Raw genomic sequence first — 22,649 nt, 5'->3', positions numbered from 1 at the left:
GGTTTACCCCACTTTCACCATGTGCGGGGCGGCGCGATCGCTGCCCTGGTGGTCGAGGTCGCGGCTGACCAGCAGCAGGACCTGCGCCGAGGCGTCGGACACCTGCGCCTTGTAGCCGGCGATGGAGCGGGCGAAGACGTTGTAGATGACCACGGCCGGGATCGCCGCGACCAGGCCCAGGGCGGTGGCCAGCAGGGCTTCGGCGATACCCGGGGCGACCACGGCCAGGTTGGTGGTCTGGGTCTTGGCGATGCCGATGAAGCTGTTCATGATGCCCCACACGGTACCGAACAGACCGACGAACGGCGCGGTGGAACCGATGGTGGCGAGTACGCCGGTGCCGTTGCTCATGCTCCGGCCGCTGGCCGCTACCAGGCGCTCCAGACGGAAGCTGACGCGCTCCTTGATGCCTTCTTTCTCGCGGGCGTTGGCCGACAGGCGCATTTCCTCGAGTGCGTCGTGCACCAGGGTGTGGGCCAGGGTGCCTTCCTTGTTGGAAGCTTCGCTGGCGTCCTTGAGGGTGGCGGACTTCTTCAGCACCTCGATTTCACCGCGCAGGCGACGCTTGGCGCCCATCAGCTCGAAGCCTTTGGCGATCCAGATGGTCCAGGTGATGATCGAGGCGATGGCCAGGCCGATCATCACGATCTTCACGACGATGTCGGCGTTCTTGTACATGCCCCACGGGGACAGGTCGTGGGCCATGCCCAGGGTGGTGTCCTCGACCAGCGCTTCGACGTTCTCGGCGGCTGGCGCTTCTGCACCTTCGGCCGGCGCCGGGGCATCGATGCCCGGGGCTGGCGCCTGCGCATCGGCCTCGGGCGCTGCCGGGGCGGCAGGCGTGGCAGGGGCGCTGGCGGCTGCCGGGGTGGCTGCGGCGTTGGCGGTTGGTTCATCCGCCATGGCGACCGGGGCCAGCACCAGGCTGAGGGTCAGCGCGGCGATGGCGCGCCAGGCGCGCGGCATGGTTGGCGAAGCGGAAGGTTGAGTACGTGTCATGCTGGCCGGACCTGATGAAGAAGTAGAAAGGGTGAGCGTTCTTCAAGGCCTCGAATCAGGCCGAGAACAAATAGGGGCGCCATTATTGCAAGTAATTCTTGTTAACAAAAGTAATGATGTTGCTTTTTTCGTTATTGGTATACCCGCCTATCGTGTAATCCTGCTTCCCTGATCCTTTGGTCTAGGGAGTTTTTCGATGTCAGACCTTTCGGCAATGATTGTAGGTTGTGGTGATGTGGGTGGCCGTCTTGCCCGTCAGTTGCAGGCCCAGGGCTGGCAGGTGAGTGGCCTGCGCCGTTCGGTCTCGCAGCTGCCCGAGGGGGTCGTGCCGGTCGCTGCCGACCTGGGGCAGGCGCGCATCCCCGACGCCTGGCCGCAGCGAGCGCCGGACTACCTGGTGTATTGCGTGGCGGCCAGCCAGCACGATGAGGCCGGCTACCAGACGGCATACGTCGAAGGCTTGCGCCATGTGCTGGGCTGGCTGGCCGAGCGTGGCCAGCGCCCGCGGCGCCTGTTGTTCGTGTCCAGCAGCAGCGTGTTCGCGCAGAAGGATGGCGAGTGGATCGACGAAACCGCGGCCACCGAGCCCGAGGGTTACTCCGGGCGAGTGATGCTCGAAGCCGAAGGCCTGGCGCTGGCCAGCGCGATTCCTGCCAGCGTGGTGCGCTTGACCGGTATCTACGGGCCGGGCCGCGAGTGGCTGCTGAGCCAGGTACGCCAGGGTTATCGAGTGGCCGAGACGCCGCCTTTGTATGGCAATCGCATCCATGCTGAGGACGCCGCGAGCTTGCTGGCTTTCCTGCTGCAGGCCGATGCCCGGGGCGTGGCGCTGGAAGATTGCTACATCGGCGTCGATGACGACCCCGCGCCTTTGGCCGAGGTGGTGGCCTGGCTGCGTGAGTACATGGGCGTTACCCAGTGGTCCGACGAGCAGCGGGTGCGGCGCACCGGCAGCAAGCGTTGCAGCAATGCCCGGGCGCGGGCGCTGGGTTGGGCGCCGGTGTATCCGAGCTACAAGGAAGGGTATGCGGCGATCTTAGAGGGGCGGTGAGGGTTTGGGTGCCTGCCTTGGGTTTGGAGGTGGGGCTAATATCGAGCGCCGCCCGCGCGGCGCTCGATATTAGCCCCACAGCAAAATCACCGCCAACCCGATCAATCCCGCTCCAGCACCCACTGCTTGGCCCCGGCGGCCAGTTGCGGAATGTCGTCGGCCTGGGCGGTATTGACCGCCTTGAAGATCTCCAGTGTGTCGCCGTCGCGCTTGAAGATGAACGGCGCGCCGCGCTGGTTGCGCTCCAGCCACAGGCTGTCGTGGCTGCCGCCCATGCTCGCGCAGTCGCCGGCCAGGCACAGGGCATAGCGGTCCGGGCCCGGCAGGCCGGTCACGCCGCCGTTGTCGGCGAAGCGCACCACGCTACCTTTGCCTTCACCTTCGACGATCTTCCAGTCACCGCCCAGGTACGCCTGGTACAGCGCTTTTTCGAAGCTGCTGCCCAGCGGCGCATTGGCGGCGGGGGCCTGCTTGGCGCGGACGAAGGTCTGCTTGGCGCCCGAGGCGTCGGTGGCGACCAGTTCATCGCCATCGAGCGCCAGCTGCTCGGTCTGGCCGCCGTCGAAGCTGGCCAGCCATTGCTCCTGGTTGGCGCTCAGGTGGCCGTCGGCGGCCTCGAAGCCATTGCTGTAGCTGGCGCGCTGGTCGGTCACGTTCAGCTGCCATTCGAACACCGGGCCATGTTCGTTCAGGGCCTGGCGCAGGCTTTCACCTTTGACGGCAGCGGTGATGGCGTCCTGGTTGATCCAGGTGCCGTTGAAGTCTTCGGGTTTGTGGCTGGCGCAGCCGCCCAGGAACAGGGCCGCCAGCGCGAGGGGCAGGGCATGACGCATGGTGGGATAACCTTGGGGCAGGCGGTGACGGGCAGGGCGCCCGTCACCGGAGGCATCATTCGATGACCAGAATGGCGTCCATTTCGACCTGGGCGCCTTTCGGCAGTGCAGCCACGCCGATGGCGGCGCGGGCTGGGTACGGCTGCTCGAAGTAGCGGCCCATCACCTCGTTGACCTTGGCGAAGTGGCTCAGGTCGGTGAGGAAGATGTTCAGCTTGACGATGTCCTTGAACGAGCCGCCAGCGGCTTCGGCTACCGCCTTGAGGTTCTCGAACACCTGCACGGTCTGGGCTTCGAAGCCTTCCACCAGCTCCATGGTCTTCGGATCCAGCGGGATCTGGCCCGACATGTACACGGTGTTGCCGGCCTTGATCGCCTGGGAGTAGGTACCGATGGCGGCAGGGGCCTTGTCGCTGTTGATGACGGTCTTGCTCATGATGACTCCTTGCGGTTGGCGGACTACGCACGCATGCGGGTGATGCGGACCACGCCGGTCAGCGTACGCAGTTTCTTGATCACACGAGCCAGGTGCACGCGGTCATGCACGCTGACCACCAGTTGGACCACGCTGATACGGCCGTCGCGTTCGTCCATGCTGATCTTCTCGATGTTGCCGTCGGCGGCGTTCACGCTGCTGGCGAGCAGGGCGATCAAGCCGCGCTGATGTTCGAGCTCGACGCGCAGTTCGACGTTGAACTCACCGGTGATGTCCTTGGCCCAGGAAAGCTGTACGCACTTCTCCGGGTTGTGGCGGATTTCACTGATGTTGCGGCAGTTTTCCAGATGCACGACCATGCCCTTGCCCGCCGACAGGTGGCCGACGATCGGGTCGCCAGGTATCGGCGTGCAGCACTTGGCGTAGCTGAGTACCAGGCCTTCGGTGCCGCGGATGGCCAACGGGCCTTCCGGGGCCGGCAGCTGCTCGCCCTCGGCCGACAGCAGGCGGCGCGCCACCACGTAGGCCATGCGGTTGCCCAGGCCGATATCCTCGAGCAGGTCTTCGATCAGCTCCACCCGGTACTCGCCGAGCACGGCCTGGATGCGCTCCTGGGGGATCTTCTCCAGGCTGCTGTCGAAGCCGGTGAGCACCTTGTTCAGCAGGCGCTCGCCGAGGCTGATCGACTCGGAGCGGCGTTGCTGCTTGAGGGCGTGGCGGATGTGCGTGCGTGCCTTGCCGGTGACCACGAAGTTGAGCCAAGCTGGGTTCGGTCGCGCCCCCGGGGCGCTGACGATTTCCACCGTCGAGCCGCTTTGCAGGGGTTCGGACAGCGGCGCCAGGCGGCGATTGATGCGGCAGGCGATGCAACTGTTGCCGACGTCGGTGTGCACCGCGTAGGCGAAGTCGACGGCCGTGGAGCCTTTGGGCAGCTCCATGATGCGGCCCTTGGGCGTGAACACGTAGACCTCGTCCGGGAACAGGTCGATCTTCACGCTCTCGATGAATTCCAGCGAGTTGCCCGCGCGCTGCTGCAACTCGAGGATGCCCTTGACCCACTGGCGGGCGCGGGCGTGGCTACCCTTGGGCTGCTCGTCGTCGTTGGACTTGTACAGCCAGTGCGCGGCGATGCCGTTGTTGGCCATCTCTTCCATCTCGCGGGTGCGGATCTGGATCTCGATGGGCACGCCATGCATGCCGAACAGCGTGGTGTGCAACGACTGATAGCCGTTGGCCTTGGGAATCGCGATGTAGTCCTTGAAGCGCCCGGGCAACGGCTTGTACAGGTTGTGCACGGCGCCGAGCACGCGGTAGCAGGTGTCGACCTTGTCGACGATGATGCGGAAGGCGTACACGTCCATGATCTCGTTGAAGGCGCGGCGCTTGCCGCGCATCTTCTTGTAGATGCCATAGAGGTGTTTCTGCCGGCCGCTGACCTCGCCCTGGATGCCGTCGGCAGCCAGGCAGTTGGCCAGCGAGTGCTCGATCTTGGCGACGATTTCCTTGCGGTTGCCGCGTGCGCTCTTCACCGCCCGGTGGATCAGCGCCGAGCGCATCGGGTGCATGGCTTTGAAGCCGAGGTCCTCGAACTCCACACGCACGGTGTGCATGCCCAGGCGGTTGGCGATGGGGGCGTAGATCTCGAGGGTTTCCTTGGCGATGCGCCGGCGCTTTTCGCCGGACAGCACTTCCAGGGTGCGCATGTTGTGCAGGCGGTCGGCGAGCTTGACCAGGATCACGCGGATGTCGCGTGCCATGGCCATGGCCATTTTCTGGAAGTTCTCGGCCTGGGCCTCGGCCTTGGTCTCGAAGTTCATCTGGGTCAGCTTGCTGACTCCATCGACCAGTTCGGCCACGGTCTCGCCGAACTGCTGGCTGAGGGCTTCCTTGGCGATGCCGGTGTCTTCGATCACGTCGTGCAGCATGGCGGCCATCAGGCTCTGATGGTCCATGTGCATGTCGGCGAGGATGCCGGCCACGGCCAGCGGGTGGGTCACGTAGGGCTCGCCACTGCGGCGGCGCTGCCCGTCGTGCGCCTGTTCGGCGTAGAAATAGGCCCGGCGAACCAGGTTGACCTGTTCGGGGCCCAGGTAGGTCGACAGCCGTTCGGCTAAGGCTTCTATGCCCGGCATGATTTCACCTCTTGCCGAGGAAGAGGGCCCTTTGCCGCGCGACGTCGACCAGGCATCAATCAGACAGCCTCGTTGGACTCGTCCTCGAACGCGGCGAAGACCGGATCCTCGGTGACGATCTCTTCGGCGGCGATGAATTCAGGGGTCACGATGCCTTCGGCGATCTCGCGCAGGGCGACGACGGTCGGCTTGTCGTTTTCCCACGCTACGCGTGGCTCCTTGCCGCCGGTAGCCAGCTGGCGGGCGCGCTTGGTCGAGAGCATGACCAGCTCAAAGCGGTTATCCACGTGTTCCAGGCAGTCTTCAACAGTTACGCGGGCCATGGTCTTCCTCAGTAGCAAATGCGGTAGGCGTGCAACCCAATATGGGCAGGCGGACTCGATAGTTTAAAAAATCACCAGCCAATAGGGAAGCGCTGTTTTGTCGGACCGCCTGATAGGCTTGCGTTGGTTTCTTCGCGGGTAAACCCGCTCCTACAGGCGCAGCTGTACCCTGTAGGAGCGGCTTTAGCCGCGAAAGGGCCGGAACAGACGCCCTCGATTCATGATTCCGACGATAACCTCAGAGCATCGCCCCACGCAACCGCGGCGTCAGTTCTTCGAACAAGGTCTGCACCGAACGCAGCGCCCGGCAATCGGGCCGGGTCAGCAACCAAAGCTGGGTGTCGCAACCGGCCAGCGGCCCGCTCAGCGCATCGACCCCGGGCAGGGCATCGACCATGTAGTCGGGCAGCGCCGCCACGCCCAGGCCGGCGCTCACCAACTGGGCGATGGTCGACATGCCGCTGCATTGATAGCGCGGGCTCAAGCCCGGGTATTGCTGATTGCGCCAGACCACCGTGGGGTGGTCCTGCATCGAGTCGTCCGGGGCGATCCACGGCACACCGGTGGCGCCTTCGGCCAGGCGTTGGCGCCACTGCGGCTGGCCGCAGATCACGTAGGAGGTGGAGCCCAGGCAGCGGCCTACCAGGTGCTCGGGCGGCGTGTTGGTCAGGCGCAGGGCGATGTCGGCGTCGCGCCGGCTGAGGTTGGCGAAGGTGTTGGACGTGCCCATCTCCAGCGACAACGCCGGGTAGTTGGGCATGAATTCGGCCAGCGCCGGCAGCAGCAGGCTGTGCATCACCGCTTCGGTGCAGGTCAGGCGTACCGTGCCGCTGACCACCTGCTCGCCGCTGCTCATGGCGATGCGCGCAGCTTCCAGCGCTTGTTCGGCGCGCTCGGCCTGCTCGGCCAGGGCCTGGGCGGTGTCGGTCGGCAGGTAACCCTTGCGGCTCTTGACGAACAGCGCGGTGCCCAGCGCCGATTCGAGGCGGCGGATCGAGCGGAATACCGTCGAGACGTCGACCTTGAGCAGTTCGGCGGCCTTGGCCAACGAGCGACCGCGTTCCAGGGCCAGGACCAGGGAGAGGTCGGCATGGGTGATCTGATATTGCATTGGTGCACGCTCTGCTTGCCGAATTGCCAATGTCTGTTGCGTTTTGGCCATTTTATAGTGAAACGGCCCCCGGGAATCAATGCGTCCGGACGGGCGACCAATCCCCACGATGGGAAAGTGAAAAGAACAACAGCTGCAACCATCGTCGCCCGTGAGGCGCCAGCCGTATCCCTCCACATCGCCGCAGCACATCAAAGGATGTACACCATGACGTCGGTCACCCCGTGCGCCAGTTCTTCCAGCGAGATGAATGACTTCCTCCAGGCCCATCCGGATACCCAGTACGTCGACCTGCTGATCTCCGACATGAACGGCGTGGTACGTGGCAAGCGCATCGAGCGGGCCAGCCTGCACAAAGTGTTCGAAAAAGGCATCAACCTGCCGGCGTCACTGTTCGCCCTGGATATCAACGGCTCGACCGTGGAGAGCACCGGTCTTGGCCTGGACATTGGCGATGCCGACCGCATCTGCTTGCCGATTGCCGGCACGCTGTGCGACGAACCCTGGCAGAAGCGCCCCACCGCCCAGTTGCTGATGACCATGCATGAGCTCGACGGCGCGCCGTTCTTCGCCGACCCGCGCGAAGTGCTGCGCCAGGTGGTGAGCAGGTTCGACGACATGGGCCTGACCATCTGCGCGGCGTTCGAGCTGGAGTTCTACCTGATCGACCAGGACAACCTCAACGGCCGGCCGCAACCGCCGCGCTCGCCGATTTCCGGCAAGCGTCCGCAGTCGACCCAGGTGTACCTGATCGACGACCTCGACGAGTACGCCGACTGCCTCCAGGACATGCTCGAAGCGGCCAAGGAGCAGGGCCTGCCGGCCGATGCCATCGTCAAGGAAAGCGCCCCGGCGCAGTTCGAGGTCAACCTGCATCATGTGGCCGACCCACTGAAGGCGTGCGACTACGCGATCCTGCTCAAGCGCCTGATCAAGAACGTCGCCTACGACCACGAGATGGACACCACCTTCATGGCCAAGCCCTACCCGGGCCAGGCCGGCAATGGCCTGCACGTGCACATTTCGCTGCTCGACAAGAAGACCGGCAAGAACATCTTCGCCAGTGCCGACCCGCTCGAAAGCGACGCGCTGCGCCACGCCATCGGTGGCGTGCTGGAGACCATGCCGGCGTCGATGGCCTTCCTCTGCCCGAACATCAACTCCTACCGCCGCTTCGGCGCCCAGTTCTACGTACCCAACGCGCCGAGCTGGGGCCTGGACAACCGCACCGTGGCCGTGCGCGTGCCGACCGACAGCAGCGACAACGTGCGCATCGAGCACCGCGTGGCTGGCGCCGACGCCAACCCATACCTGATGCTCGCCTCGGTCCTCGCCGGTATCCATCACGGCCTGACCGGCAAGATCGAGCCAGGCGCGCCGATCGAAGGCAATTCCTACGAGCAGCTCGAGCAAAGCTTGCCGAACAACCTGCGTGATGCGTTGCGCGCGCTGGACGACAGCGAAGTCCTCAACCAATACATCAGCCCGGACTACATCGACATCTTCGTGGCCTGCAAGGAGAGCGAGCTGGCCGAGTTCGAGGTTTCGATCTCCGACCTCGAGTACAACTGGTACCTGCACACGGTGTAAGCCCATGAGCGCAAATGCGGTCCCCTTGATCGGTGTCAGCGCCTGTCGCCAGCAAGTCGGCAAGAACCCGTCGCACACGGTGGGCGACAAATACGTCGAGGCGGCGGGCTTTGCCGGCCTGCCGCTGATCCTGCCGGCGCGTGATGCCGGCAGCGACACCCAGGCGCTGCTGGCCCGGCTCGATGGCATTCTTTTTACCGGTTCGCCTTCAAATGTCGAACCGCATCATTACAATGGCGCCCCCAGCGCCGAAGGCACCCGGCACGACCTGGCGCGCGACCGCCTGACCTTGCCCTTGCTGCGCGCCGCGATCGCCGCCGGTGTGCCGGTGCTGTGCATCTGCCGTGGCTTCCAGGAGCTCAACGTGGCCCTGGGCGGCAGCCTGCACCAGCGTGTGCAGGAGCTGCCGGGCTTCCTGGACCACCGCGAACCCGAGGACGCACCCCTGGAGGTGCAATACGGCCCCCGGCATGCCGTCAGCGTCGAAGCTGGCGGGCTGTTCGAGAGCCTTGGCCTGGCTGCGCGGTTCGAGGTCAACTCGTTGCACAGCCAGGGCATCGACCGCCTGGCCGCTGGCCTGCGCGTCGAGGCACGGGCCCCGGATGGCCTGGTCGAAGCGGTGTCGATGCCTGCTGCACCGGGCTTCGTGCTCGGCGTGCAGTGGCACCCGGAATGGCGTTTCGCCGAAAACCCGGTCTCGTTGCGCCTGTTCCAGGCGTTTCGCGAGGCCTGCATTGCCCATGCTGCGCGGCGTGATCCGGCAGCGAGCCTTCAATGAGTGGAAGCGGGCCCTCATCCGGGGCCCGTGAAAACAATTCCAATAGTTACGGCATTTACTCATGAGCGATTACACAGAAGCCGGCCGCCCACCCGATGTGGCCGACTCGGGCAGCACCCAGCGCAGCAAAGGCCTGGCCAAGGGCCGTCTTGGCCTGTTGGCCAGCGTGGTACTGGGCATTTCCACCATCGCCCCGGTCTACACCCTGACCGGCGCCCTCGGCCCGACCGTGCGCGAGGTCGGGGCGCACTTGCCGGCGGTGTTCATCGTCGGCTTCCTGCCCATGCTGCTGGTCGCCCTGGGCTACCGCGAGCTGAACTCGGCCGAACCGGACAGCGGCACCTCGTTCACCTGGTCGGCGCGGGCCTTCGGGCCGATGATCGGCTGGATCGGCGGTTGGGGGCTGGTGGTGGCGACCACCATCGTCTTGTCCAACCTGGCGGGGGTCGCGGTCGACTTCTTCTACCTGTTCCTCAGCCAGATCACCGGCAACCCCGAACTGGCGGCCTTGGCCGACGACCTGCTGATCAACATCACCACCTGCTGCGTGTTCATCGCCCTGGCGGTGTGGATCTGCTGTCGCGGCATGGCCACGACCATGACCGTGCAGTATGGCCTGGTTGCGCTGCAGCTGATGGTGCTGATCGGCTTTGCCTTCGCCGCGTTCGGCGGCACCACCGCGCCGCCACCGCTCGAGTTCGATTTCGCCTGGTTCAACCCGTTCGGTGTCGAGTCGTTCTCGGCCTTTGCCGCAGGGCTTTCGCTGTCGATCTTCATTTTCTGGGGCTGGGATGTGTGCCTGACCGTCAGCGAAGAGTCGATCGGCAGCGACGAGGTGCCGGGCAAGGCGGCGACCTGGACGGTGCTGCTGATCCTCGGCCTGTATCTGGTCACCGCCATCGCCACCTTGCAGTTCGCTGGCATCAGCGAGCACGGCCTGGGCCTGAACAACCCGCGCATCCAGGAGAACGTCTTCGCCCACCTGGCCGGCCCGGTCATGGGGCCGTTGGCGATCCTGATGTCCATCGCCGTGCTGGCCAGTACCGCGGCCTCGTTGCAGTCGACCTTCGTGTCCCCGGCACGGACGCTGCTTGCCATGGGCTACTACGGCGCGGTGCCACCGAAGTTCGCCAGCGTCTGCCCGCGTTCGCAGACGCCGCGCTACGCGACCATCTGCGCCGGTGTGGCCGCTGGGGTGTTCTACGTGACCATGCGTACCCTCAGCGAGAACGTGCTGGCCGACACCATCACCGCGCTGGGCATGATGATCTGCTTCTACTATTCGCTGACTGCGTTCGCCTGCGTGTGGTACTTCCGCCACAGCCTGTTCGCCAGCCTGCGGCACTTCCTCATGCGCGGCCTGTGCCCGCTGGTGGGTGGGGTGATCCTATCGGTGATCTTCGTGCGCACGGCCATCGACAGCGCCTCGCCGGACTTCGGCAGCGGCTCGCATGTGGCGGGGCTGGGGCTGGTGTTCGTGATCGCGGTGATCATCTCGGCACTGGGGATCGTGCTGATGCTGCTGTCGCGCATGCGCGCGCCGGCGTATTTCCTGGGGGCGACCTTGCGTCAGCAGGCCACCCTGCCTCTGCAGGAATAATGCAAAGGGGCCGCTTTGCGGCCCATTCGCGGGACAAGCCCGCTCCCACAGTCATTGCACGGGCCTCAAGGGCGGCATCGAACCTGTGGGAGCGGGCTTGCCCCGCGAATGGGCCGCGCAGCGGCCCCGTACGGTCTATCAGGCCAGCAGTTCTTTCAGCAGCTCGCCGTTACGCTGCTGCTGCTTCTTCAGCAACAACCGATTGGCCACGAACACCGCCTTCAACTCCTCCAGCGCCACGCCGAAGTCATCGTTGATGATGACGTAGTCATACTCGTCGTAGTGCACCATCTCGCTGACCGCCTCCTTCATGCGCCCGGCGATGATCTCTTCGCTGTCCTGGCCGCGGTTGTCCAGGCGCTGGCGCAGGGCCTGCTGGCTCGGCGGCAGGATGAACACCGACAGCGCCTCGGGCATCAGCTCGCGCACCTGCTGGGCACCTTGCCAGTCGATTTCCAGGATCAGGTCGAAGCCCTGGTCGAGGGTCTGCTGCAACGCACTGCGCGAAGTGCCGTAGAAGTTGCCGAACACCTCGGCATGCTCGAGGAAGTCACCTTGCTCGATCAGGGTCCTGAATTCCTCGTGCACCACGAAGTGGTAGTTGACCCCGTGCTGCTCACCCGGGCGCATGGCGCGGGTGGTATGCGAGACCGAGACGCGGATCTGCTGGTCGGCCTGGGTCAGGGCGGTGACCAGGCTGGTCTTGCCGGCGCCGGAGGGGGCCGAAACGATGTAGAGGGTGCCGCTGCTGTGGTTCATGGTAGGGGTGGCCTTACTCGATGTTCTGTACTTGTTCACGCATCTGTTCGATCAACACCTTGAGGTTGACCGCCGCTTGCGTGCTACGCGGGTCGAATGCCTTGGAGCCGAGGGTGTTGGCCTCGCGGTTGAGTTCCTGCATCAGGAAGTCCAGGCGCCGGCCAGCGGCGCCGCCGGATTTGAGCACCCGGCGCACTTCGGTGACGTGGGTGCTGAGGCGGTCGAGCTCCTCGGCCACGTCGCTCTTCTGCGCCAGCAGGACCATCTCCTGTTCCAGGCGTTGCGGGTCGAGCTCGGCCTGCATGTCGCCGAAGCGGTCGAGGATCTTCTGTCGTTGGGCGGCGAGCATCTGTGGCACCAGGGCGCGCAGGGTGGTGACCTCGGTAGCCATGGCGTCGAGGCGCTCGTTGATCAGCCGGGCCAGCTCCTGGCCTTCACGCAGGCGGCCGGCCTTGAGTTCGGCAAGGGCTTCGTCGAACAGCGCCAGGGCTTCGGCGTTCAGGGCCTGCGGGTCGCTGGCGTCGGCCACCAGCACACCGGGCCAGGACAGCACCTCCAGGGGATTGAGCGGTGCCGGCTGCTGGATCAGCCCAGCCACTTCCTCGGCCGCGGCCACCAGCTGCGCGGCGCGCTCGCGGTCGACCTTGAGCGGCTTGCCGTTGCTGTCCTCGTGCAGGCGCAGGGTGCATTCCACCTTGCCGCGAGACAAACCCTGGCGCAGGCCTTCACGCACCGCGCCCTCGAGGTCGCGCAATGACTCGTGCAGGCGCAGGTGGGGCTCGAGGTAGCGATGGTTGACCGAACGCAGCTCCCAGATCAGGGTGCCTTGGCTGCCGGCGCGCTCGACTCGAGCAAAAGCGGTCATGCTGTGCACCATAGGGAGTACCTCGCGTTGGATGATGTGGACGGGGCTTGCGGCTGCAAGGCGCAGGATTGTAGCAGCAGTGGCCGCGCCTGGCCCAATCCACCCATGTTACAGATCCGCCTGGGTGGCGTTAGGAAAAGGCGACAGGCGTGGCCGGCTGCGACGATAGGCATGTCCTCGCGGGGCGTCGGGCTCTATAATGCTCGGCAGATTCAAAGTCCCGGAACAGGTATCCCAGATGAAACGTCCAAGTGGTCGCGCCGCCGATCAGCTCCGCTCGATCCGCATCACCCGCAACTACACCAAGCACGCCGAAGGGTCGGTTCTGGTCGAGTTCGGTGACACCAAGGTCATCTGCACGGTCAGTGTGGAAAACGGCGTCCCGCGCTTCCTCAAGGGGCAGGGCCAAGGCTGGCTGACCGCCGAATACGGCATGCTGCCGCGCTCCACTGGCGAGCGTAACCAGCGCGAGGCCAGCCGCGGCAAGCAGGGTGGTCGCACCCTGGAAATCCAGCGTCTGATCGGCCGTTCGCTGCGCGCCGCGCTGGACATGAGCAAGCTCGGCGACATCACCCTGTATGTCGACTGCGACGTCATCCAGGCCGACGGCGGTACCCGTACCGCGTCGATCACCGGTGCCATGGTCGCCTTGTGCGATGCCCTGGCAGTGATCAAGAAACGCGGTGGCCTGAAGGGCGGCAATCCGCTCAAGCACATGATCGCCGCGGTGTCGGTGGGCATGTACCAGGGCGAAGCGGTGCTCGACCTCGATTACCTGGAAGACTCCGCCGCCGAGACCGACCTCAACGTGGTCATGACCAGCGCGGGTGGTTTCATCGAAGTGCAGGGCACCGCCGAGGGTGCGCCGTTCCAGCCTGAAGACTTCAACGCCATGCTGGCGCTGGCGCAAAAGGGCATGAGCGAAATCTTCGAACTGCAGCAGGCCGCGCTGGCCGACTGATAGATAGCAATTGGGGCCGCTTTGCGGCCCTTCGCGGCACAAGGCCGCTCCTACACCGACCGCGCAAGCCAACATTCACGGGCTCACGCGGAATCTGTAGGAGCGGCCTTGTGCCGCGATGGGGCGCGAAGCGGCCCCAATGGCGTTAGATGGTCAACGTCCAGTCATAGTCGACGATCAGCGGCGCATGTTGCGAGAAGCGCGGCTGACGCGGCAGGCGGGCGTTGCGCACGAAGCGACGCAGGCCCGGTGTGAGGATCTGGTAGTCGAAGCGATAGCCCAGGTTGAGCATCTCGGCCTGTTCGTTGTCTGGCCACCAGCTGTACTGGTCGCCCTCGCGGCTGACTTCGCGCAAGGCATCCACGTAGCCCATGTCGCCGGTGATCGCGTCCATCCAGGCGCGCTCCGGCGGCAGGAAGCCCGGCGACTGCTGGCTGTCACGCCAGTTCTTGATGTCAAGCTTCTGTTGCGCCACGTAGAACGAGCCGCAATAGATGTACTCGCGACGCTTGCGACGCTGTTTGTCCAGGTACTTGGCGAAGTCGTCCATCAACTTGAATTTCTGGTTCAAGTCTTCGTCGCCGTTCATACCCGAAGGCAGCAGCAGGCTGGCAATACTGACTTTGTCGAAATCTGCTTGCAGATAACGCCCGTAGCGGTCGGCTGTCTCGAAACCCAGGCCGGTGATGACTGCCTTGGGCTGCATGCGCGAGTAAAGTGCCACGCCACCTTGGGCGGGTACCTCCGCGTCGCAGGCATAAAGGAAATAGCCATCGAGCTGGAAAGCTGGGTCGTCGAGTTCAAAGGCCGAGGCGCGGGTATCCTGAAGGCAGATGACGTCGGCATTCTGGGCTTGCAACCAGCTGAGCAATCCTCGCTCGGCCGCAGCCTGAATGCCATTCACGTTCACACTGATGATCCGCATAAATGGCCCCATAAATCTCGTGCGTGTATGATACCCGAGCTCAACCCATTTAGCTAAATCCGTGGTGTCCGGGACTTTCCATGCAGCCGTATCAGCGCGACTTTATCCGTTTTGCCATCGATCGCGGGGTCCTGCGTTTCGGTGAATTCACCCTGAAATCGGGGCGTACCAGCCCGTATTTCTTCAATGCCGGCCTGTTCAACACAGGTTCCGCCCTGGCCCAACTGGGGCGTTGCTACGCCGCGGCCATCGTCGACAGCAAGATCCCCTTCGACGTTTTGTTCGGCCCGGCCTACAAGGGTATCCCCCTGGCGGCGGCCACGGCCGTGGCCCTGGCCGAGCAGCATCAGCTCGACGTGCCATGGTGCTTCAACCGCAAGGAAGCCAAGGATCACGGCGAAGGCGGCAGCCTGGTCGGCGCCCCGCTGGCCGGTGAGGTGCTGATCATCGACGACGTGATCACCGCTGGCACCGCCATCCGCGAGGTCATGCAGATCATCAACGCCCAGCAGGCCAAGGCCGCTGGCGTGTTGATCGCGCTGAACCGCGAGGAGCGTGGCAATGGCGAGCTGTCGGCGATCCAGGAAGTGGAGCGCGACTTCGGCATTCCAGTGGTCAGCATCGTTTCGCTGACCCAGGTGCTGGAGTTCCTGGCCGATGACCCGCAGCTCAAGCAGCATCTGCCGGCTGTGGAGGCGTATCGGGCGCAGTACGGGATCTGATCCTGGCTCGGTAATGAAAAAGGCGACTTTCGTGAGAAAGTCGCCTTTTTTGTGTCGCCTGTTACGGCCCTTTCGCGGGTAAACCCGCTCCTACAGGTACAGCGCTGAGGATCAGTGACGCTTGCGGTTGCTGATCAGGGTGCCGACGCCGCTGTCGGTGAAGATCTCCAGCAGCACCGCGTTCGGCACGCGACCGTCGATGATGTGCGAGGTGGTCACGCCGCCCTGCACCGCATCCAGCGCGCACTTGATCTTCGGCAGCATGCCACCGTAGATGGTGCCGTCGGCGATCAGCTCGTTGACCTGCTCGGTGGTCAGGCCGGTCAGGACCTGGCCTTGCTTGTCCATCAGGCCGGCGATGTTGGTCAGCAGCATCAGCTTCTCGGCCTTCAGCGCCTCGGCCACCTTGCCGGCCACCAGGTCGGCGTTGATGTTGTACGACTCACCGTCGGCCCCCACGCCGATCGGTGCGATCACCGGGATGAAGTCGCCCTTGACCAGCATGTTCAGCAGATCGGTGTTGACGCTGACGACTTCGCCGACATGGCCGATGTCGATGATTTCCGGCTGGGTCATTTCCGGCGTCTGGCGGCTGACGGTGAGCTTGCGCGCACGGATCAGCTCGGCGTCCTTGCCGGTCAGGCCGATGGCGCTGCCGCCGTGGCGGTTGATCAGGTTGACGATGTCCTTGTTGACCTGGCCGCCGAGGACCATCTCCACCACGTCCATGGTGGCCGCGTCGGTGACGCGCATGCCGTCGATGAAGTGGCTCTCGATCGACAGGCGCTTGAGCAGGTCACCGATCTGCGGGCCGCCGCCGTGCACGACCACCGGGTTGATGCCCACGGCCTTCATCAGCACGATGTCGCGGGCGAAGCCGGTCTTGAGCTCTTCGCTCTCCATCGCGTTGCCGCCGTACTTGATCACCAGGGTCTTGCCGACAAAGCGGCGAATGTAAGGCAGTGCTTCGGACAAAACCTCGGCTACATGGGAAGCGGCATCGCGATCGAGGGTCATGCAGGGGCTCCTGTAAGGAACAGATAGTCGGTCAGAACGGCAGTTGCAGATCAGGGGCGACCCGCAGCAGCTGCGCGCGGAAAACATCCTTGATGCGTTGCAATTCGACGTCGCTGTCGGCCTCGAAGCGCAGCACCAGCACCGGTGTGGTGTTGGAGGCGCGTACCAGGCCCCAGCCATGGGCGTAGTCGACCCGCACACCGTCGATGGTGGTCAGGTTGGCATCGCCCCAGTCGGCGTCGCGTTGCAGTGCGTCAATGATGCTGAATTTACCCTCGTCGGTCACATCAATGTTGATTTCCGGCGTGGAAATATCGTTCGGGAAGGTGGCGAACAGGTCCTCGGCGTTCTGCGAGGCCTTGCTGAGGATCTCCAGCAGGCGCGCGGCGCTGTAGATGCCGTCGTCGAAACCGTACCAGCGCTCCTTGATGAAGATGTGCCCGCTCATCTCGCCGGCCAGCAGCGAGCCGGTCTGCTTCATCTTCTTCTTGATCAGCGAGTGGCCGGTCTTCCACATCAGGGCGCGGCCGCCGTGCTGTTCGATCAGCGGGGTCAGGCGGCGAGTGCACTTGACGTCGAAGATGATCTCGGCACCTGGGTTGCGCTCCAGCACGTCGAGGGCGAACAGCATCAGCAGGCGGTCGGGGTAGACGATGCTGCCGGTGTTGGTGACCACGCCCACACGGTCACCGTCGCCATCGAAGGCCAGGCCGATGTCGGCGCCGGTTTCCTTGACCTTGGCGATCAGGTCTTCGAGGTTTTCCGGTTTGCCCGGGTCCGGGTGGTGGTTGGGGAAGTTGCCGTCCACCTCGCAGAACAGCGGGATCACCTCGCAGCCCAGGGCTTCGATCAGTTGCGGGGCGATGACGCCAGCGGCGCCGTTGCCGCAGTCCACCACCACCTTGAGTTTCTTTGCCAGCTTCACGTCGGCGACGATCTGCTGGAAGTAGCGGTCGAGGATCTCGACCTTTTCCACACGGCCTTCGCCGCGCGGTACGTCATTGGTTTTCAGGCGGGTGAGCAGCGCCTGGATCTGTTCGTTGGCCAGGGTGTCACCGGCGATGACGATCTTGAAGCCGTTGTAGTCGGACGGGTTGTGGCTGCCGGTGAGCATCACCCCGGACTTGCCGGCCAGGACGTTGGCCGCGTAGTACAGCGCGGGCGTGGGCACCAGGCCGACGTCGCTGACCTGGCAACCGGCATCGACCAGGCCCTGGATCAGCTGCTCGACCAGCATCGGGCCGGAAAGGCGGCCGTCACGGCCTACGGAAATCTGGGGTTCGCCTTGGGCGAGGCTCTGCGCGCCGATGGCGCGGCCGATCCAGTAGGCGGTTTCGCCATGCAGCGTCTTGCCGACCACGCCGCGGATGTCATACGCGCGGAAAATGCTGTCGGGCAGTGCGGGTACCAGCTGGGCCATGTCGTTCATCTCTGGGGGAGCTCCATTAGTCAAAGGCTGTCTGGGCAGGCGCAAACTGGACGGTTGGACGATGGTTTCGCCAGAGAGTTCGCCATCCATGGCCCCAACGGTCGCTGGATCGGCTCAGTGGCTGCCGGAGTGACCGAAGCCGCCGGTGCCGCGCTGGCTCTCGTCGAACTGCTCGACGATGTCGAAATGCGCTTGCACCACAGGCACCAGCACCAGTTGCGCGATGCGCTCGCCGATGGCGATGGTGAACGGTGTATTGCCGCGGTTCCAGCACGACACCATCAGCTCGCCCTGGTAGTCCGAGTCGATCAGGCCGACCAGGTTGCCGAGCACGATGCCGTGTTTGTGACCGAGGCCCGAGCGCGGCAGGATCAGCGCCGCCAGGCCAGGGTCGCCGATGTAGATCGACAGGCCGGTGGGGATCAGCAGGGTCTGGCCCGGTTCGAGGACGGTGTCCTCTTTCAGCATGGCGCGCAGGTCGAGGCCAGCGGAGCCTGGGGTGGCGTAGTGCGGCAGGGGGAATTCGGTACCCAGGCGCGGGTCGCGGATCTTGGCTTGAAGAGCGTGCATGTAACTATTGAACCTGGTTGAGCCGTTCGGCGATGAAGGCGACCAGTTGCCGGGCGATCTTGCCCTTGCTGGTCTGCGCGAAGAGGGTCTGGTGCTGCTGGCGGTCGATCACGGTCAGGGCGTTTTCCTCGCTGTTGAAGCCGATGCTGGGGTTGGCAACATCATTGGCGACGATCAGGTCGAGGTTCTTGTCCTTGAGCTTGCGCGTGGCGTAATCGAGCAAGTGTTCGGTCTCGGCGGCGAAGCCGACGCTGAACGGGCGGTCGGCACGACCAGCGAGGGTGGCAAGGATATCGGGATTGCGCACCATCTGCAGCAACATGCCGTCGCCCGTCGTAGGGTCTTTCTTGAGCTTTTGCGGGGCGACCACCTCTGGGCGGTAGTCTGCGACCGCTGCCGAGGCGATGAACAGGTCGCATGGCATGGCCGCTTCGCAGGCCGCGAGCATGTCCCGCGCGCTGACCACGTCGATGCGGTTGACCCGGTCGGGGGTCGCCAGGTGCACGGGGCCGGTCACCAGGGTCACCCGGGCACCGGCCTCGGCGGCCGCCTCGGCCAGGGCGAAGCCCATCTTCCCGGAGCTATGATTGGTGATGTAGCGCACCGGGTCGATGTTTTCCTGAGTCGGGCCGGCAGTGATCAGCACGTGCTTGCCGGTCAGCGCCTGGCGCTTGAAGCTTTCGGCGGCGCACCAGGCCAGGTCGGTGGCTTCGAGCATGCGGCCCAGGCCCACGTCGCCGCAGGCCTGGCTGCCGGAGGCCGGGCCGAACACCTGGATGCCACGGCTTTTCAGGAGGTCGAGGTTGGCCTGGGTGGCCGGGTCGCGCCACATTGCCTGGTTCATCGCTGGGGCCACGGCCACGGTGGCGTCGGTGGCCAGTACCAGGGTGGTCAGCAGGTCGTCGGCCATGCCCTGGGCCAGGCGCGCCATGAGGTCGGCGGTGGCGGGGGCGATGAGTACCAGGTCGGCCCACTTGGCCAGTTCGATATGGCCCATGGCCGCTTCGGCGGCAGGGTCGAGCAGGTCCATGTGCACCGGGTGGCCGGACAGCGCCTGCAGGGTCAGCGGAGTGATGAACTCGGCACCCCCGCGGGTCATGACGACGCGCACCTGCGCGCCGTGCTCGAGGAGTCGGCGGATCAGCTCGGCGCTCTTGTAGGCGGCAATGCCACCCCCCACGCCGAGAACGATGCGCTTGCGATACAGCCGCTGCATAGGCTTGCCTTTTTCCAGTGAGAGCGGGCCGCGACCTTCACAATTGCCTGCGGCGGAAAGTCGCATGTACGAGGCGAAATAGATTAACACAGGGCCGAAACGGGCCGCAGCTAGGGCAGGGAGCAGGGATGAACATCAGGGAATGGCCGGCGGATGAGCGGCCGAGGGAGAAGTTGCTGCAGCGCGGGGCTGGGAGCCTGACCGACGCGGAACTGTTGGCCGTGTTTCTCGGTTCGGGCGTGCGCGGGCGCAATGTCGTGGAGCTGGCACGAGGGCTGCTGGTGAAGTTCGGTGGTTTACGTCAGTTGCTGGAGGCTGATCGCGAGGCCTTCGTTGGCGAGCTCGGCCTGGGGCCTGTGAGGTACAGCCAGTTGCAGGCAATGCTGGAGATCGGGCGCAGGCACCTGGCCACGGCCATCGCGCGTGAATCGGCCATGGACAGCCCGGCAGCAGTGCGTAGCTATCTGAAAGCCATGCTCCGGCATGAGGTGAGCGAGGTATTCGGCTGCCTGTTCCTGGATACCAAGCACAGGCCGCTGGCGTTCGAGATCCTGTTCAGGGGGACGATCGACCGGGCGAGCGTCTACCCTCGGGAGGTGGTACGGCGGGCGTTGCAGCACAACGCAGCGGCGCTGATCCTGTGCCACAACCATCCCTCGGGCAACAGCGAGCCGAGCCAGGATGACGTGCACCTGACCGTGTCGTTGAAGCGGGGGTTGGCGTTGATCGATGTGCGGGTGCTCGATCACATCATCGTTGGCGATGGGGAGCCGCTGTCGATGGTCGAGCGGGGGTGGGTTGTGGCCTGAGAATCTGTGCTGGCTTCTTCGCGAGTAAGCCCGCTCCTACAGGCAATTCAAGCCCCTGTAGGAGCGGGTTTACCCGCGAAGAGGCCAGTGCACGCTCAGCGGCTCACCGACACCTTGCTGAAATCCAATCGCCCGAACGGGCTCACCTGATACCCCTCGACACCCTTGCGCAGCAGTGTCGCCGCCGTCGGGTGGGCCAGCGGCACCCACAGCGCCTGCTGCTGGATCAGGGTCTGCGCCTGCTGGTACAGCCGGCTGCGCACGCTCTGGTCGTTGGTGGTGCGCCCGGCGCTGATCAGTTGGTCCAGGCGGCTGTCGCAGAAGCGTGCGAAGTTGGTCCCCGACTTCACCGCCGCGCAGGAAAACTGCGGGCTGAGGAAGTTGTCCGGGTCGCCGTTGTCGCCGGCCCAGCCCATGAACAGCAGGTCATGCTCGCCGGCCTTGGCGCGGCGGATCAGCTCGCCCCATTCGATCACGCGGATCTCGGCCTTGATGCCGATCTTGGCCAGGTCGGCCTGGAGCATCTGCGCGCCCAGGCTTGGGTTGGGGTTGAGCAGGCTGCCCGACGGGCGGGTCCAGATCGTCGTGCTGAAGCCTTCGGCAAGGCCGGCCTTGGCCAGCAGGGCCTTGGCCTTGGCTGGGTCCAGTGGGTAGCCCGGCAGGTCCTTGGCGTAGCTCCAGGTGTTGGCCGGGTACGGCCCGTTCGCCGCGGTGCCGGTACCTTCGAACACGGCCTTGAGGTAGGCCTGCTTGTCGAAGGCGAGGTTGATCGCCTGGCGCACCTCGGGTTTGTCCAGCGGCGGGTGTTCGCTGTTGATGGCGACGAAAGCGGTCATGAAGGCCGGAGTCTCGGCCACCTGCAGGTTGCTGTCCTTGCCAGCCTCGGCGATGTCCAGCGGCTTGGGCGACAGGGCCACCTGGCATTCGCTGCGCTTGAGCTTCTGCAGGCGCACGTTGGCGTCGGGGGTGATGGCGAAGATCAGCGGGTCGACCGCAGGCTTGCCGGCGAAGTAGTCGGGGTTGGCGCGATAGCGCACCACGGCGTCCTTCTGGAAGCGCTGGAAGACGAACGGGCCGGTGCCGACCGGCTGGCTGTTGAGTTTTTCCGGCGTGCCGGCCTTGAGCAACTGGTCGGCGTACTCGGCCGAGTAGATCGAGGCGAAGCCCATGCTCAGGGTGGCAAGGAAGGTGGCATCGGCATGGCTGAGGGTGAAGCGCACGGTCTGCGGGTCGGGTGCCTCGATGGCCTTGATCAGGCTGCCCAGCTGCAGCGACTGGGCGTGCGGATAGCCACCCGGTGCGGTCTTGTGCCAGGCATGGGCCGGGTAGAGCATGCGCTGGAAGCTGAACAGCACGTCGTCGGCATTCAGCTCGCGGGTGGGCTTGAAGTAGGCCGTGGTGTGAAACTTCACCCCGTCGCGCAGCTTGAAGTCATAGGTCAGGCCGTCGGCCGAGACGCTCCAGCTCTGCGCCAGGCTCGGCACCACCTTGCCCTGGGCGGCGTCGAACTCGACCAGGCGGTTCATCAGCACATCCGCCGAGGCGTTGGTGGTGGTCAGCGAGTTGTACTGGACCACGTCGAAGCCTTCGGGGCTGGCTTCGCTGCACACGCTCAGGGGGGCGGCTTGGGCGATGCCGGTGGCGAGCAGCGAGGTGAACAATAAGGAAAGGGCGGCGGCGCGCATCGGAGCTCCTTGGTGGGTCAGTGACCTATCTGACCGGTGCAGACTGGAAACGTCCTACCCTAGTGTGACCATCGGCAAATGACCACACCCTTTTTTACAAAACCAGCGACGAGTGGTCGACTCACGCCAAGACCTGCCGCTATGCTGGGCGGCGCGTTTTAGCCGGGAGGCGAGGGGCCGGGAATGACGACGTGTAATATCACGACATGTTGTTGCAGCCGAGTCTTTCTGGTATAAAGCAGCGCTCTTTTCTAGGGGCTCGGCCTGTCGCATCAGCGGATCCGGTCGATAAGACCTCCAGAATCACGGCGCCTGGCGCCAAAGACTGAGAGATTAAGCGGCCAACCCATGCCGGGTTGGGCATGTGGTTTTAGAGGGCTGAGTCATGTCGAGAGTCTGTCAAGTTACTGGTAAGGGTCCAGTAACCGGGAACAACATTTCCCACGCAAACAACAAAACCCGTCGTCGTTTCCTGCCGAACCTGCAGCACCACCGTTTCTGGGTTGAGTCCGAGAAGCGTTTCGTGCGTCTGCGCGTTTCCGCCAAAGGCATGCGTATCATCGACAAGCGCGGCATCGACGCCGTTCTGGTTGACATCCGTAAAGCTGGCGCCAAGGTTTAAGGGAGAACATCATGCGTGAATTGATCCGTCTGGTTTCGAGTGCCGGTACCGGCCACTTCTACACCACCGACAAGAACAAGCGCACCACTCCGGACAAAATCGAGATCAAGAAATACGATCCGGTTGTTCGCAAGCACGTGGTGTACAAGGAAGCCAAGATCAAGTAATTGATCGGCGACCTGAAAAAACCCGCATCCGCAAGGACGCGGGTTTTTT

22 protein-coding genes and 1 pseudogene are annotated in these 22,649 nt (G+C 64.6%); 9 read left to right on the top strand and 14 right to left on the bottom strand.

The window, feature by feature from the left end; genetic code table 11:
- Positions 1-3 precede the first annotated feature (3 nt).
- Positions 4-999: a tonB-system energizer ExbB gene (gene exbB, locus IAE37_RS02750; RefSeq protein ID WP_201168790.1), complete on the bottom strand. Its 996-nt coding sequence runs from the start codon at positions 997-999 to the stop codon at positions 4-6.
- A 196-nt stretch (positions 1,000-1,195) separates the two neighbouring features.
- Here exbB and IAE37_RS02745 point away from each other — a divergent pair, with 196 nt between their 5' ends.
- The gene (locus tag IAE37_RS02745) at positions 1,196-2,050 is read left to right on the top strand and encodes an SDR family oxidoreductase (protein WP_201168781.1); all 855 of its coding nucleotides are present in this window, start codon (positions 1,196-1,198) and stop codon (positions 2,048-2,050) included.
- Positions 2,051-2,151: 101 nt separating this feature from the next.
- On the opposite strand, the gene IAE37_RS02740 is transcribed toward IAE37_RS02745, so the two are convergent.
- The 5 genes from IAE37_RS02740 to IAE37_RS02720 form a co-directional block, all read right to left on the bottom strand.
- Complete coding sequence (locus IAE37_RS02740; RefSeq protein WP_201168778.1) at positions 2,152-2,883, bottom strand: hypothetical protein; 732 nt, start codon at positions 2,881-2,883, stop codon at positions 2,152-2,154.
- 55 nt (positions 2,884-2,938) lie between these two features.
- Complete coding sequence (locus IAE37_RS02735) at positions 2,939-3,319, bottom strand: RidA family protein (protein WP_009684531.1); 381 nt, start codon at positions 3,317-3,319, stop codon at positions 2,939-2,941.
- 23 nt (positions 3,320-3,342) lie between these two features.
- A complete protein-coding gene (gene spoT, locus IAE37_RS02730; protein ID WP_201168775.1) occupies positions 3,343-5,451 on the bottom strand; it encodes a bifunctional GTP diphosphokinase/guanosine-3',5'-bis pyrophosphate 3'-pyrophosphohydrolase in 2,109 nt (702 codons plus the stop codon).
- A gap of 59 nt (positions 5,452-5,510) precedes the next feature.
- Entirely contained in the window at positions 5,511-5,774 is a 264-nt protein-coding gene (gene rpoZ, locus IAE37_RS02725) for a DNA-directed RNA polymerase subunit omega (RefSeq protein WP_016394025.1), read from the bottom strand.
- A gap of 238 nt (positions 5,775-6,012) precedes the next feature.
- Complete coding sequence (locus IAE37_RS02720; protein WP_201168773.1) at positions 6,013-6,885, bottom strand: LysR family transcriptional regulator; 873 nt, start codon at positions 6,883-6,885, stop codon at positions 6,013-6,015.
- Between the two features lie 207 nt (positions 6,886-7,092).
- Here IAE37_RS02720 and IAE37_RS02715 point away from each other — a divergent pair, with 207 nt between their 5' ends.
- The 3 genes from IAE37_RS02715 to IAE37_RS02705 all read left to right on the top strand — a co-directional run bounded on the left by IAE37_RS02715 (position 7,093) and on the right by IAE37_RS02705 (position 10,853).
- The gene (locus tag IAE37_RS02715; RefSeq protein WP_201168771.1) at positions 7,093-8,475 is read left to right on the top strand and encodes a glutamine synthetase family protein; all 1,383 of its coding nucleotides are present in this window, start codon (positions 7,093-7,095) and stop codon (positions 8,473-8,475) included.
- A 4-nt stretch (positions 8,476-8,479) separates the two neighbouring features.
- Positions 8,480-9,253, top strand: a complete 774-nt coding sequence (locus tag IAE37_RS02710) for a gamma-glutamyl-gamma-aminobutyrate hydrolase family protein (protein WP_201168769.1) — start codon at positions 8,480-8,482, stop codon at positions 9,251-9,253.
- Between the two features lie 61 nt (positions 9,254-9,314).
- Complete coding sequence (locus IAE37_RS02705) at positions 9,315-10,853, top strand: APC family permease (RefSeq protein ID WP_201168767.1); 1,539 nt, start codon at positions 9,315-9,317, stop codon at positions 10,851-10,853.
- A 138-nt stretch (positions 10,854-10,991) separates the two neighbouring features.
- Here the strand turns inward: IAE37_RS02705 and gmk are convergent, their stop codons facing one another.
- Entirely contained in the window at positions 10,992-11,612 is a 621-nt protein-coding gene (gene gmk / locus IAE37_RS02700) for a guanylate kinase (RefSeq protein ID WP_201168765.1), read from the bottom strand.
- 13 nt (positions 11,613-11,625) lie between these two features.
- A complete protein-coding gene (locus IAE37_RS02695) occupies positions 11,626-12,489 on the bottom strand; it encodes a YicC/YloC family endoribonuclease (protein ID WP_201168763.1) in 864 nt (287 codons plus the stop codon).
- 226 nt (positions 12,490-12,715) lie between these two features.
- Here IAE37_RS02695 and rph point away from each other — a divergent pair, with 226 nt between their 5' ends.
- Positions 12,716-13,438, top strand: coding sequence for a ribonuclease PH (gene rph / locus IAE37_RS02690; RefSeq protein ID WP_186653050.1), 723 nt, complete (start codon positions 12,716-12,718; stop codon positions 13,436-13,438).
- Between the two features lie 145 nt (positions 13,439-13,583).
- Here the strand turns inward: rph and IAE37_RS02685 are convergent, their stop codons facing one another.
- Complete coding sequence (locus tag IAE37_RS02685; RefSeq protein ID WP_008091582.1) at positions 13,584-14,363, bottom strand: exodeoxyribonuclease III; 780 nt, start codon at positions 14,361-14,363, stop codon at positions 13,584-13,586.
- 80 nt (positions 14,364-14,443) lie between these two features.
- On the opposite strand from IAE37_RS02685, the gene pyrE reads away from it, so the two are divergent.
- Entirely contained in the window at positions 14,444-15,085 is a 642-nt protein-coding gene (pyrE, locus tag IAE37_RS02680; RefSeq protein ID WP_054901311.1) for an orotate phosphoribosyltransferase, read from the top strand.
- 111 nt (positions 15,086-15,196) lie between these two features.
- On the opposite strand, the gene argB is transcribed toward pyrE, so the two are convergent.
- The 4 genes and pseudogenes from argB to coaBC form a co-directional block, all read right to left on the bottom strand.
- The gene (gene argB / locus IAE37_RS02675; RefSeq protein WP_201168761.1) at positions 15,197-16,102 is read right to left on the bottom strand and encodes an acetylglutamate kinase; all 906 of its coding nucleotides are present in this window, start codon (positions 16,100-16,102) and stop codon (positions 15,197-15,199) included.
- A gap of 31 nt (positions 16,103-16,133) precedes the next feature.
- Positions 16,134-17,507 (bottom strand): annotated as a pseudogene (locus IAE37_RS02670) (phosphomannomutase/phosphoglucomutase); the annotation flags it as partial.
- Positions 17,508-17,645: 138 nt separating this feature from the next.
- A complete protein-coding gene (gene dut, locus IAE37_RS02665) occupies positions 17,646-18,101 on the bottom strand; it encodes a dUTP diphosphatase (protein WP_201168756.1) in 456 nt (151 codons plus the stop codon).
- Between the two features lie 4 nt (positions 18,102-18,105).
- A complete protein-coding gene (gene coaBC, locus IAE37_RS02660; protein WP_201168754.1) occupies positions 18,106-19,317 on the bottom strand; it encodes a bifunctional phosphopantothenoylcysteine decarboxylase/phosphopantothenate--cysteine ligase CoaBC in 1,212 nt (403 codons plus the stop codon).
- 128 nt (positions 19,318-19,445) lie between these two features.
- On the opposite strand from coaBC, the gene radC reads away from it, so the two are divergent.
- Positions 19,446-20,126 carry a RadC family protein gene (radC, locus tag IAE37_RS02655; protein WP_201168752.1) on the top strand — a complete coding sequence of 227 codons (681 nt, stop codon included), beginning with the start codon at positions 19,446-19,448 and terminating at the stop codon, positions 20,124-20,126.
- A 95-nt stretch (positions 20,127-20,221) separates the two neighbouring features.
- On the opposite strand, the gene IAE37_RS02650 is transcribed toward radC, so the two are convergent.
- Positions 20,222-21,811, bottom strand: coding sequence for an ABC transporter substrate-binding protein (locus IAE37_RS02650; RefSeq protein ID WP_201168750.1), 1,590 nt, complete (start codon positions 21,809-21,811; stop codon positions 20,222-20,224).
- Between the two features lie 385 nt (positions 21,812-22,196).
- On the opposite strand from IAE37_RS02650, the gene rpmB reads away from it, so the two are divergent.
- Both rpmB and rpmG read left to right on the top strand, forming a co-directional pair.
- A complete protein-coding gene (gene rpmB / locus IAE37_RS02645) occupies positions 22,197-22,433 on the top strand; it encodes a 50S ribosomal protein L28 (RefSeq protein WP_003253504.1) in 237 nt (78 codons plus the stop codon).
- 11 nt (positions 22,434-22,444) lie between these two features.
- Positions 22,445-22,600 (top strand): 50S ribosomal protein L33, encoded by a 156-nt coding sequence (gene rpmG, locus IAE37_RS02640; RefSeq protein WP_003253507.1) that lies wholly within the window; start codon positions 22,445-22,447, stop codon positions 22,598-22,600.
- The last annotated feature ends 49 nt before the right edge of the window (positions 22,601-22,649 follow it).

Origin of the sequence: Pseudomonas sp. S31 (assembly GCF_016648105.1) — a bacterium.
Classification (GTDB): Bacteria; Pseudomonadota; Gammaproteobacteria; order Pseudomonadales; family Pseudomonadaceae; genus Aquipseudomonas.
The sequence above is the reverse complement of the archived record's forward strand: the minus strand, read 5'-3'. Positions and strand labels throughout refer to the sequence as shown.